Origin of the sequence: Aquirufa nivalisilvae (assembly GCF_003143535.1) — a bacterium.
Classification (GTDB): Bacteria; Bacteroidota; Bacteroidia; order Cytophagales; family Spirosomataceae; genus Aquirufa; species Aquirufa nivalisilvae.
In genome coordinates this window covers 1,847,421-1,860,128 of the sequence record NZ_CP029346.1, presented here as the reverse complement: position 1 = coordinate 1,860,128, position 12,708 = coordinate 1,847,421, and the positions used below count along the sequence as shown (strand labels likewise).

The window sequence follows — 12,708 nt, the reverse complement described above, 5'->3', positions numbered from 1 at the left end:
TTATGATTTAAGAAGCTGTTCTTGCCATCTCCAAGAATCAACTAATGCTTCTTCTAAGCTTTTTTTTGTTGACCAATGTAAAATCTCTTTCGATTTATCTGTAGCTGCATATACAGCGGTTATATCTCCTGAACGTCGAGGTTTTATTTCGTAAGGTACTTTTTTACCTGTGGTTTTTTCAAAGGCATTAATGACATCTAAGACTGAGCTACCTGTTCCTGTCCCAATATTAAAATAATCATAATAAGTAGCCTGGGGCTGATTTAATAAATAAGCTAATGCCTTAACATGTGCCTCAGCCAGATCACAAACATGGATATAATCCCTAATGGCCGTACCATCGGGTGTTGGATAATCATCTCCAAATACCTGCAAAGGGCCACGTAAACCAGCCACAGATTGCATTAAAAAAGGCACTAAATTAGCCGGGGGGCCAAGAGGTAACTCTCCAATCAATGCACTTTCATGAGCTCCAATAGGATTAAAATAACGTAACGAAATAGCTTTTAAACGGGCATTTTTGGCATGAACACTATCTCGGATGATTTCTTCACAAATTTGTTTGGAATTCCCATAGGGGGAAACTGCTGGTTGGACAGGGGCTGATTCAGTCACAGGTAAGCTTTCTGGTTGTCCATAAACCGTACAAGAAGAAGAAAAAACAAGGTTTTTAATACCGAATTCATTCATTTTCTCTAACAACAAGACTGTTGCAGCTACATTATTTCGGTAGTATTTTAACGGATTCTCTACAGACTCTCCAACTGCCTTAGCTGCGGCAAAATGAATGACCCCGTCAATGGAATACTGTTGAAATAGTTGGTCATAGACCGAAGCATCATTGACGTCACCTTCTACATAAATCACCTCATCTTTTGTGATGGTTTTTAAACGTTCAATGACATCGATGGATGAATTGGCAAAATTATCAACGATAATAGGAGTGAAGCCGTTTTCTTTTAGGACTACATAGGTATGTGAGCCTATGAAACCCGCTCCTCCAGTTATTAAAATATTCATATATTGAATTGATGCTTCAATGAGCTAGCAAATTTAGGCTTATATTCTCTTGAAAAAAAATATATCGGGTCAACAATTATTGTACGGGCTTACCATGTAAGCCGTTTGTAATTCGATACTTAGTGCTTATTTTTGATACAAATTAAAACCCTTATGAAGGAACCAGCTATCAAAGCCATGATTCAATTGCTCGACGACAGTGATTCTGAAGTCGTACAATTGGTGGAGCAACAGATTCGGACCTTAGGGCCTTCCATTATTCCTGTTTTGGAATCAGAATGGGAACAATTAAGCTTAAACCCTTTTTTGCAAGAGAAAATTGAAAATTTGATTCATGATTTTCAATTGGAATCTATGCGTAATCGACTGGCTATCTGGAAGGAAGCTGGGGGGATGGATCTCATGGAGGGAATGTGGATTGTGGCAACTTATCGCTTTCCTGACTATTCTTTTTCTCAATTAAAGACAGATTTAGATCAACTTTATTATGAAGTTTGGCCTCAAATACGAGAGAATTTGCATCCTATGGATCAAATTAAAGTGTTGAATGGGGTTATTTTTGACCAATTGAAATTTGGTGCCAATACTAAGAATTTTCACGCAGCCAATAATTCCTATATCAATGTGGTGTTGGAGAGTAGAAAAGGAAACCCAATCAGTTTGTGCGTCATATATATGTGGATAGCGCAACGATTAGGATTTCCGGTATATGGAGTCAATTTGCCTAATTTGTTTGTGTTGACATACAAGCAAAAGGGTGTGCAGTTTTATATTAATGTATTCAATAAGGGCTTGATTTTCAATCGAGTAGATATTGATAACTATTTGGCACAATTGAACTTAGCTCCTAATGAAATCTACTATAATCCATGTTCGAACTTAGAAATCATTCGTCGAGTGCTTCGGAATTTAATTATGGCTTACGATAAGGCTGGAGATGAGGAGCACAAAAATGAATTGAGCCAAATAATCGATTCATTGGATTAAGTTCGAAGTGCTAAACTGATCCAGAAGTTGGGGAATTCTTCCTGCCAAAGCTCAAAGTCAACTCTTTCTTGAGCTAGCTGGACAAATCCTTTTTCTATTGGATCTATTAAATCAAAACCGATTTCTTTCCTAAAATCTAGACCAGCTTGATGCTGCGCTTTGTAAATAGCTTCTTTAACAGTCCAAGCAGATAAGAGTTTGATATCATCATTTTGAGACCAAGCTAATTCGCTTTGGGATAGAAAGCGAGCAGCCACTTTCAGTATGTTTCTTTCTTTTTTTTCAAGGTCCAAGCCAATGTTATTTTTATAACTTAACGCTGCAGCCACATAAGGAAACGAATGACTGATGCTGATTTGCCAGTCGGAATTACTTAAATATGGTCTATTAGTACTTGATTTCAATAATTCGATTTCATGGCCTACTTGGGATTGAACAATTTGCCACAGGCAATAACGTGCCGCCAATGACTCTAATCTCTTGGTTTCATGAGCTTGATTGGGTGGAAGTGTCATTTTCCAAGAATCAGGAATTTGGGCAAAAAAGGCCTCATTTTCTGTAATTTCCCAAATCATACAAGAGGTTCCCGTAAAGTTTAATTCTTGAATAGGTAAAATTTGAGGCATGGATGAACGTATTTGCTTGTAAAATTACCATTTTTGTGTTCAAATTTTGACATCATGCAAATTGAACGGATAGATACCTTTTCAGGGCATCGTGGACCGATTTATTCTTTAGCATCTGGGGAACAAGCGCATGAATTTTATTCAGCAGGCTCAGATGGATGGGTAGTTCAGTGGAATTTACAAAAGCCAGATTTGGGCAAAGTTGTAGCTCAGATAAGTGGGTCTGTATACGCCATGAAGCAGGACGATCAAGGAGTATTATGGGTGGGTCAAAATTTTGAAGGAATTCATGGAATTCAATTATCCAATCAGGAACGTATTTTTTCAATTGCATTAGGAGCAAATTCCATCTTTGATATCTTATTTAATCAAAACCAAGTTTGGGTGGCTCATCAAGATGGATTGATTAGTGTGGTAGATAGCGTTTCGAAGCAAATTATCAAACATATCAAGGCAAGTGATAAGAGTGTTAGGACCTTACGCTTATTACCTCAAGGCCGTATAGCTGCAGCGTACAGTGATGGGTATATCCGTATTTTTAATTCAAAATTTGAACTGGAATATGCTTGGAAAGCCCATGAAGGAAGTGTTTTTGGCATACAGTATTGGGAAAAGGAAGATGTGATCATTTCGGTAGGGAAGGATGCCCGAATTAAGAAATGGAAATTAAGTGCTATTCATTCCGCTCATTTTTTACCAGAATCCGAAGTGATTGCGCACATGTATTCTATTCACGATTTAGTCTTTCATCCGCAAAAGCATTTATTTGCTAGTGCCAGTATGGATAAGACCATCAAAATATGGGATGCAACAGATTTGACTTTGTTAAAAGTGATTGATGCAGCACGATATGGAGGGCATAAAAATTCGGTTAATAAATTAATTTGGACTTCATTCGATGATCAGTTAGTCTCAGCATCGGACGATAAAAATATCTCTGTTTGGAAGATTCATTAATTTTTTTTCTATTTTAGCAGATTATGAAGCATATATACGAACTACCTGAAGCAGCTTTTTCTAAATCCTTTCGTGGATACGATGTTTCTGATGTGAATGATTATTTATTCCGAATTGAAGAGTATCATCAGTCGGTCCAACAAACACAAGATCGCTTAGAAGCCAAGATTGCGGATCTAGAAAAAGAGCTCAATCGTTTAAGAGAAGCCGAATCTTCCATGTTGAAAGCCGTTCAAATGGCTGAGGAAGCTCAATTGAATTGGAAAATAAAAGCAGAAAAAGATGCTGAACTAGCTTTGCAGAAGGCGGAAAAGCAAACAAGTAATTTGATTGAACAGGCGGAGAAAGAGGCTGCTAAAATCAAATTGTTAGCAGAAGGAGAATCAAAGCAGATTTTATTACAAACAAATCAAACGATTAAGGAGCAGGATCGTGTTTTGCGAGGACTTCAAGAAGCTCAAAAAGAGGTTGCAGAACAATTGATGGGTATTTCAGAAAAAACATTGCAACAAATCAAAACTTGGTCTGTTTCTAATGATTCCCTACTTACTGTCAATTCGGAAATAGAAAACAGTCAAGTACTTGATAGTAAAACGGTAATTCCCAAAGCCCCAAGAGCTCCCAAACAGGTAAAAAAAGCTAAAAAGACTTCGGTGAAAGCTAAACCCAAAGGAAAAGTTGGTCGTCCAAAGTCAAAATCATCTTCCAATGCTGAACAAAAAATACCTGCCAAAAGGGGAAGAAAACCTAAGGCTATCATCATAGCTGAGCCAGTAAAAAAAGCTACGTCGCAAGGAGCTAAAAAAATACCAGTTAGAAAGAATAAAGGAATTGATCCTACCCAATTAAGTCCGGATGATAGTCTTCCAACGTTGAACAAGGTATTGGAAGCTTATGCTAAATCTTCTGGACCACAAGGTAAGATAGGAGAGATAAATTAGTATGGACTTTTACCAAGTTTCCTGGCAAGGATTACGTTTTTATGCCTATCATGGTTTCTTCCCGGAAGAAAGAATATTAGGTAATTGGTATGAATTGAATATTACAATTAGCTTACTTTCTCTTGAGGAGTTTCAAGATAATTTAGAACAAACGTTGGATTACAGTCAAGTTTACCAAATTTGTCAAACTATCATGAAAGAGCCAGTTGATTTATTGGAAACATTGGTTGAAAAAATGGGGAATTCCATTTTTCATCGTTGGCCACACATCAAAGGAATCGAATTAAGCTTAAGTAAAATCAATCCACCATTAGGACAAAGTCAAGGGAATTCCTGTATTCAATGGCATAAAACATTTGAATAACAGGCTGGTTTATAGATAGTAGAAACAAAACGTCAAACGGAATGCGTCATCAAGTAACAATCAAAGATATTGCTAAGCAGTTGAATGTTTCTGTGGCCACTGTTTCACGCGCCCTTCGTGATTTACCTGATATTCATCCAGATACGAAGAAATTAGTTTTGGATTTGGCCAAAGAATGGGACTATCAGCCCAATTTGTTGGCTACAAGCTTAGTGAAAAGTAAAACCAAGACATTGGGTTTAATTGTGCCTGATTTAGGGTATTACTTTTTTTCTACCGTCATCAAACACATTGAAGAAGCGGCAGTTAAAGCTGGATACAGTTTGTTGATTACGCAGACACAGGAGTCTTATGAACGTGAATTGACCAATATTCAAAATTTGTCGAGGGGTCAAGTGGATGGAATCATTATTTCACTTTCTCGTGAAACCAGTAATTTTGAACATTTGACTCGTTTGCAGAGGAGGGGAATACCTTTGGTATTTTTTGATCGTAATTGTGAGGATATTGAAGCTTCAAAAGTCATGGTGGATAATGAACAATCGGCCTATGAAGCAGTTAAGCATTTAATTGAAAATGGATGTAAACGGATTGCCTTTTTGGCAGGTCCAAAGAACGTTTCAGTTAGTAATCAAAGGCGATTGGGTTACATACATGCTTTAGAAGAAGCGGGTTTATCTGTAGATCCTAGTTTGATCATACATTCTGACTATTATCAAGATACAGCTCGATCTCAGACACATTTGCTCATGCAATGTGACAATCGCCCTGATGGGATTTTAGTGGTTTCTGATCGCTTGGCCTTAGGTGTATTGACTGCATTGAAAGAGCTTAAAATAAGTGTTCCCCAAGATGTTAAGATTGTTAGTTTTAACAATGAACCGATATGTCAAGTGATTTCTCCGACGATAACCTCTGTTTCACAGCCCTTAGATGATATTGGTCGGATTTCCGTGGAATTGCTTTTGGCTCAAATAGAGCATAAGACAGGGGAATCTATTCCAAGAATCGAAGTATTGAAGACAAATTTGGTCGTGAGAGAATCATCAACCAAACTGAATTAATGTGTTAATTTAAGGGTGAATCTTTTACCTTGATAATGGTATTCCAAAATGTACTGACCACTTGGGATTCCATCCATGATATGCTGGTCTACTACTCCTTCTTTTTGGATTGATTTCCAAGGCCTTCCCAACAAATCGAATATTTGCAATGAATCAAAAGGTTGAGAAATTAGCTCTTCCCAATTCGTGGTACCTAATGGAGGATTAACGGTAATTTCATATTGATCTTGCAAACATTTTTGACTGTCGGTAACCGTATAAGTACTTGATTTTAAAGGTCTTAAATTTATTTTTTCGGATTTGTCTCCGGTTGACCAAATATAAGAATTGGCAGGAGCAGGCCAGGAGGCTTTAAGTTCGATGGCATCGTAGGCATTGATGGTTTGCTTAATGACTTTGTTGACTTCTTTAAAAATGGTAAACTGATCGATTACTGCCCCATCTTCATCAATGAATTTGGCATCTAAACGATTATTTTCAATGTCAACGGCCATAGACCCACCTCGCTTATCCAGAGAGAATTCCATTACTGGATGTGGCCAGTTGAAACGATGTGCGGCAGTTTGTCCTCCACATCCATTGACTACATAGGTGGTGCCTTTTTTACTTGGATCTGAGTTATTTATGACATATGCACAGGATTTATCTGTACCGTCATATCTTCCTGAGGAATTAAATGGCCAGTTTTTTTCCGGAGAAAACTCACTAGACAGGCCATATTGACCCTTTAGCGGCCTAGATCTTTCATAAACATGGCTATGGCCAGACATAACCAAATCAACTCCGTATTCGTCAAATACGCGTGTTAAATAATCCCGAAGCTTGATGATTTCTCCATTGACATCGGAGTCATACGTACCTTTTGTATATACTGGATAGTGAAAATAAACCACTTTCCAGTCTTGCTTGGTGGCTTTTAAATCTTCTTTTAACCAATTTAATTGGATATTATTGACTTGATCAAATATGCGGAAATTGTCTTTTCCCCAGGCATATGAATCTAAGCAAACGAAATGTGCGTTCCCATAATCGAAAGAATAATAGGCTTCAGATGTAGATGGCACACCACCTAATTCACCTTTGCTAGGTAAGGTGAAATTTTGAAAATAAGCCATATTAGGCTCATCTTGTTGATATGGGAAAGGTTGATTATCATAATCATGATTACCTACAGATGGGTATAAGGCACTTTGACGTAATAAACGACCTGTATGATAGGGGTTAAAAAATTCATCTTGCCAACAAGCATCACTTCCTCCGCAATAGACATTATCTCCTAAGCTGAGGAAAATATTGGTATAATTGTTTTTCTGGTAGTTTAAATAGGCATTATATACCTTTTTTTGAGTATCGCCTGCAGCCATATCGCCCACTGAAAAAATGGAAATTTTTTCTTTAGAACCAATACTAGGAGCTGTTTTGAAAAAGTATGAGGAGTCTCCCACGATTTCTTTATCTCCCAAATGAACTCGGTAATAATATTTCGTGCTAGGTAGTAAGGAGTTTAAGGGAAGACTATGTTCGGTTTGAGCGCTGGTGCTTTTTATGCTGGGACTGAAACTTTTACCATCCGTACTTAAGCTGATTTCAGAGGTGATGGCTTGATCCGTACGGTAACGAATTAGTACGGAAGTAGATTGAGCTAATTGAATATAAGGGTATCGAATAATTTTTTGTGCTGAAGAAAATGTAGAAGTGCATAAAATCAAAAATAGGGAAATGAATCCGATACTGGAATAGTATGCTGAAATGATTGATTTTCTTAGGTTCATAATTTTTGGTATCGAGTAAAGATAAACAAAAGCCCAAATTTTGTATTCAATCTATGTCAAAGTGCGAGTGATTTTTTGAATACCCCTTCGCCCTAAGTCATAAAACAATCAAACTATTTAGATTGAATATAAATAATCTCAAATCTACGAAAGAATGTGCGATATACCTAGGTGCTTTGGATTTGAGAACCGATTAGGTAGCACTCAACTAGTTGGATAAACCAAATGAAAGATATTCGAAATAATTAGGGTAGGATTAGTAGGTTCATTCACAAGAGGTTATGAGAAATTGTAACTAGGAGAGGGGGAAAATAGAGGATAAAGGGAAGAAAATTTGGTGAAAATAATACCTAGTTCATGTTGGAAATAGACGTAAAAATGAAGGTGGGAAATGAGTCCTAAAATGCTATTTTTTTAGGAGTGAAAAATTGACAATTTATTGTGATTTATCTTGGAAAAATAGGCATAATTAATGATATTTGTAGCTATTGGAAATCTCTGTAATTCAATCATTTTTTGAGTTGATTCTTGGAGGTTGTTCAACGCATCAAACCATAATTTATGTCAGTATCTACAAATATTATCCCTATCAACATCGAAGATGAAATGAAAGGGGCGTACATTGATTATTCAATGTCAGTAATAGTGTCTCGTGCATTACCCGATGTTCGAGATGGATTGAAGCCGGTTCACCGGAGGGTGTTGTTTGGAATGGAGGAGTTGGGAGTTAGTTATAATAAGTCGTACAAGAAATCTGCTCGTATTGTCGGGGAGGTATTAGGTAAGTATCACCCGCATGGTGACTCATCTGTGTATGATACGATGGTGCGTATGGCTCAGGACTGGTCTTTACGTTATCCTTTAGTAGATGGTCAAGGTAACTTTGGTTCGGTAGATGGGGATTCTCCAGCAGCGATGCGTTATACCGAGGCAAGATTGAAGCGAATTGCCGACGAAATGTTGTCGGATTTAAATAAAGAAACCGTTGATTTTCAGCCCAATTTTGATGATTCGTTAGAAGAACCAACCGTATTGCCGGCTAAGATTCCTAATTTATTATTAAATGGTACATCGGGAATTGCTGTGGGTATGGCTACTAACATGGCACCACATAATTTATCGGAGGTAGTAGACGGTATTTCGGCTTATATTGATAACCGTGATATTACAATCATGGAGTTGATGCAGTATATTAAGGCACCCGATTTTCCAACAGGTGGTACTATATACGGTGTTCAGGGGATCAAAAATGCTTTTGAGACGGGTCGTGGACGTATTGTTGTTCGTGGAAATGCGACATTTGACACCTCGAAGACAGGTAAGGAGCAAATCATTGTTTCGGAGATTCCTTACATGGTAAACAAAGCGTCATTAATCAAGCAATGTGCTGATTTAGTGAACGACAAAAAGATTGAGGGAATATCTGAAATCAGAGATGAGTCTGACCGTCAAGGAATGCGCATTGTATTTGATTTGAAGCGTGATGCGGTTGCTAATGTTGTATTGAATAATTTATACAAGCATACAGCACTTCAATCTTCTTTCAGTGTCAATAACGTAGCCTTAGTAAAAGGACGTCCTATGATGCTTAATTTGAAGGATTTGATCCATCATTTTGTTGAGCATAGAAATGAAATTATTGTTCGTCGTACTAAATACGATTTACGTGAAGCTCGCAAAAGAGCCCATATTTTAGAAGGTTTTATCATTGCATTAGATAATTTAGATGCAGTGATTAAATTGATTCGTGAGTCCAAAGATCCGAACTCAGCACAAGAAGGCTTGATGTCGACTTTCAACTTATCTGATTTGCAATCGAAAGCTATATTGGAGATGCGTTTACAGCGTCTTACCGGTATGGAGCGTGAGAAAATCATGAATGAGTATGCCGAGATCATGAAGTTAATTGAGGATTTGGAAGATATTTTGGCAAAACCTGATCGTCAGTTACAGATTATCAAAGATGAATTGACTGAAATGAAAACACGTTATGGTGATGAGCGTAGAACGCAAATCAACATGACAGATGATGAATTTTCAGTGGAAGACATGATTGCAGATGAGGAGATGTTGATTACTGTATCTGCACAAGGTTACATCAAGCGTACGCCTATCACCGAATATCGTGCTCAAACAAGGGGAGGAGTTGGTTCTCGAGCGGTAGCAACAAAAGACGATGATTATACAGAGCATTTATTTACAGCAACGATGCACAATTGGTTGTTGTTCTTTACCGAACGAGGTAAATGCTTCTGGTTACGAGTTTACGCCGTTCCTGAGGGTTCTAAAGTTTCCAAAGGTAGACCAATTCAAAACTTGATGAACATTGAGAATGGAGATAGTATTCGTGCTGTTATCAATGTGAAATCGATTACTGATCCAGATTATATTGACAATAACTTCATTGTTATGTGTACGGAAGACGGTACGATTAAGAAAACAAGTTTAGAAGCATACTCTCGTCCTCGTCAAAATGGTATTATTGCCATTACGATACGTGAAGGGGATCGTTTATTAGATGTAGCTTTAACTAACGGAAATAATCAAATCGTCATTGCTACTAATACAGGTCGTTCTGTTCGTTTTGAAGAGACACGTGTTCGTCCAATGGGGCGTTCGGCTGCTGGTGTGAAAGGTATTTGGATAGATGAAGATATTGCTACTGAGAAAGTAGTTGGTATGGTTTGTGTATCTGATCCAGAAGTACAACAGTTGTTAGTTGTATCTGAAAAGGGATTTGGTAAGCGCTCGGAAGTAGAAGATTACCGCTTGACTAATCGTGGTGGAAAAGGTGTTAAAGCGTTGAATATCACAGAAAAGACAGGTAATTTAGTTGCGATCAAAGAGGTGAATGACAATAATGATTTGATGATCATTACAAAAGCGGGAATTTTGATTCGTACAAGTGTGGCTGAGTTGCGTGTCATGGGTAGAAATACCCAGGGAGTTAAGTTGATTCGTTTGAAAAATGAATCAGATGAAATTTCATCAGTGACTAAAATCGACAAAGAGCCTGAAATAGAAGAGGTTGAAGTGCTTGATGGAATTGCTACCGTTGTGGAGGATACTATCATAAGTGATTCCTCAGAAGCGGGTAAAGAAGGGGAGGAATTAGGAGCAGAAGATGAAACTTTAACAGAAGAATAATAATTTTATCGGCCTGAGGTTAAATTCAGGCTTTTTTTTAATTTAATCAAACACATGAAAAAACTAGTTTTAACCCTGTTTACTGTGGCTATGGCCATGGGCTCGACCTTCGCTCAAGCGGATAAGGCTTTGGTAGAGGCTCAGAAAAAATCGATCTTGGAGTCTGTAAAGAAATCAGATGAAGAGGCAAAAAAAGCGCCTACGAAGGCCAAATCATGGTTAAATAGAGCTTTAGCTTATGTTGACGTAGCGTCTTTTCCTGATTCTACCTTTGCATTGACGGATGCAGATGCAGCTTTTAAAGCCATTGAATACATCAATGAAGCGGTTAAGTTGGATACCAAAGATGGTAAAAAAGGTTCGATTGCTAAAGAAGCAGAGAAATTGATTGAAGACAAGAAAATTTACACAGCTTTGATGAACATGGGTGTTATCAAGTATCAAGGAAAAGATTACAAAAATTCCTTGAAATACATGGCTAAAGCTTCTGAGTTAACTCCGAAAGATACAACTTCAGCTATGTATACTGGGGTGGTTGCTCAATTATCTCAAAACGATGACGTGGCTTTGACAGCTTACGAGCGTTACATGACAATAGGAGGGAAGGACGTGGCCATTATTTATGGTTTGTCTCAAATCTATAAAACTAAGAAGCAAGAAGATAAGGCTTTGGCTTTATTAGACCAAGGAATTGCTCTTTATCCAGCTAGTAAGGATTTGAAAAATGAGAAATTCAATATGTTGATTTCTTTCAATCGAATTGATCAAGCAATTGATCAATTGAAGAAAACGATAGCTGCAGATCCAAAGGATGCTATGTCTTTATTAAACATTGGTTTATTGTATGAAAATAAAATCAATGGATTGAATGATGAGGCTCGTAAAATCTCTGATAAATCTGTTAAGGTAGATGAAGCTAAACGTAAAATAGCAGCTCAGAAAGAGCAAGTAGCCGCATTTGTGGAAGAGATTACACGCAATAAGGCTAAATTAAAAACTGCTCAACCTAAGCAAAAAGCAGCTATTACTGCTCAAATTGCTCAATTAGATGGAACAGTTAAAGAGCAGAACGCAAAACTAGAGGAGTTGAAAGGGGAGTTGAGCAAGGTAGAATCAGAAGTAGGGGATGCAGCTCAAAATGCGGCCAAATTAGCTGACTTGAATGCTAAAATGGATGCTTTGAAATCAGAAGTTCCTGGCTTTTATACTAAGGCTTTAGCTATTGATGCCAATTATTATGATGCATTATATCAAATGGGAGCTTTCCGTTTCAATGAAGCATCTGAAATCAAGAAGAAAGTGAATGCCATGGATATGGAAACATATAAAAAAGAAGGTAAAAACGTAGAAGCTCAAATTTCAGCTAAATACAATGAAGCATTACCATTCTTTGAAAAGGCTTATGCTGCTAAAAAAGACGAGGATTTGAAAGAAATCTTAAAGCAAGTTTATCGTGAGCTTAAGATGGAAAGCAAATTGGCAGAGTTGAAATAATCTGATTTTATTGAAGTTTTAGACTATCAGTCGAGGATTTAAATCCTCGGCTGAATTGTTTACTGGAAAAAGCCCAATCTTAAGATTGGGCTTTTTGTTTATAGAGATGAATTATATGCAAAGCAAATTAGCAGAATCTGATTTCCATGGAATTTTAAATAGGTTATCCGAGGATTTAAATCCTCGGATGTTGGTCTAAACGCACAGCGCCTTGGATTTAAATCCAAGGCTGTGAATACATGAAACAAAATAATGAATGTGGGGGATTGAAATTAATGAATCGATTGTAGCATTCACCATAATCTACAACCTATTTAACATAATATAAATTATATA

General features: G+C 37.3%; 10 protein-coding genes. 7 read left to right on the top strand and 3 right to left on the bottom strand.

Annotation, left to right across the window (positions count from 1 at the left end; all coding sequences use genetic code 11):
* Entirely contained in the window at nucleotides 1–1,020 is a 1,020-nt protein-coding gene (gene galE, locus HME7025_RS08195) for a UDP-glucose 4-epimerase GalE (RefSeq protein ID WP_109323165.1), read from the bottom strand.
* A gap of 153 nt (nucleotides 1,021–1,173) precedes the next feature.
* Between galE and HME7025_RS08190 the strand changes: the two genes are divergently transcribed.
* Complete coding sequence (locus HME7025_RS08190; protein ID WP_109323164.1) at nucleotides 1,174–2,007, top strand: transglutaminase-like domain-containing protein; 834 nt, start codon at nucleotides 1,174–1,176, stop codon at nucleotides 2,005–2,007.
* On the opposite strand, the gene HME7025_RS08185 is transcribed toward HME7025_RS08190, so the two are convergent.
* Entirely contained in the window at nucleotides 2,004–2,633 is a 630-nt protein-coding gene (locus HME7025_RS08185) for a 4'-phosphopantetheinyl transferase family protein (protein ID WP_109323163.1), read from the bottom strand. The two genes, HME7025_RS08190 and HME7025_RS08185, sit on opposite strands and share 4 nt — an antisense overlap.
* A gap of 54 nt (nucleotides 2,634–2,687) precedes the next feature.
* On the opposite strand from HME7025_RS08185, the gene HME7025_RS08180 reads away from it, so the two are divergent.
* Genes HME7025_RS08180 through HME7025_RS08165 form a run of 4 tightly spaced genes read left to right on the top strand, consistent with a single transcriptional unit; the run spans nucleotide 2,688 to nucleotide 5,959 of the window.
* Nucleotides 2,688–3,590: a WD40 repeat domain-containing protein gene (locus HME7025_RS08180; protein ID WP_109325066.1), complete on the top strand. Its 903-nt coding sequence runs from the start codon at nucleotides 2,688–2,690 to the stop codon at nucleotides 3,588–3,590.
* A 23-nt stretch (nucleotides 3,591–3,613) separates the two neighbouring features.
* The gene (locus tag HME7025_RS08175; RefSeq protein WP_109323162.1) at nucleotides 3,614–4,531 is read left to right on the top strand and encodes a DivIVA domain-containing protein; all 918 of its coding nucleotides are present in this window, start codon (nucleotides 3,614–3,616) and stop codon (nucleotides 4,529–4,531) included.
* 1 nt (nucleotide 4,532) lies between these two features.
* On the top strand, nucleotides 4,533–4,895 hold the full coding sequence (locus tag HME7025_RS08170; RefSeq protein ID WP_109323161.1) for a dihydroneopterin aldolase: 363 nt from the start codon (nucleotides 4,533–4,535) through the stop codon (nucleotides 4,893–4,895).
* 41 nt (nucleotides 4,896–4,936) lie between these two features.
* On the top strand, nucleotides 4,937–5,959 hold the full coding sequence (locus tag HME7025_RS08165) for a LacI family DNA-binding transcriptional regulator (protein ID WP_109323160.1): 1,023 nt from the start codon (nucleotides 4,937–4,939) through the stop codon (nucleotides 5,957–5,959).
* Here the strand turns inward: HME7025_RS08165 and HME7025_RS08160 are convergent.
* On the bottom strand, nucleotides 5,956–7,731 hold the full coding sequence (locus tag HME7025_RS08160) for a metallophosphoesterase (protein ID WP_109323159.1): 1,776 nt from the start codon (nucleotides 7,729–7,731) through the stop codon (nucleotides 5,956–5,958). The genes HME7025_RS08165 and HME7025_RS08160 overlap by 4 nt on opposite strands.
* 561 nt (nucleotides 7,732–8,292) lie before the next feature.
* Between HME7025_RS08160 and gyrA the strand changes: the two genes are divergently transcribed.
* Together gyrA and HME7025_RS08150 are read left to right on the top strand one after the other, a co-directional pair.
* Nucleotides 8,293–10,878: a DNA gyrase subunit A gene (gene gyrA / locus HME7025_RS08155; RefSeq protein ID WP_109323158.1), complete on the top strand. Its 2,586-nt coding sequence runs from the start codon at nucleotides 8,293–8,295 to the stop codon at nucleotides 10,876–10,878.
* Between the two features lie 54 nt (nucleotides 10,879–10,932).
* Entirely contained in the window at nucleotides 10,933–12,372 is a 1,440-nt protein-coding gene (locus HME7025_RS08150; RefSeq protein ID WP_109323157.1) for a tetratricopeptide repeat protein, read from the top strand.
* Nucleotides 12,373–12,708 lie beyond the last annotated feature (336 nt).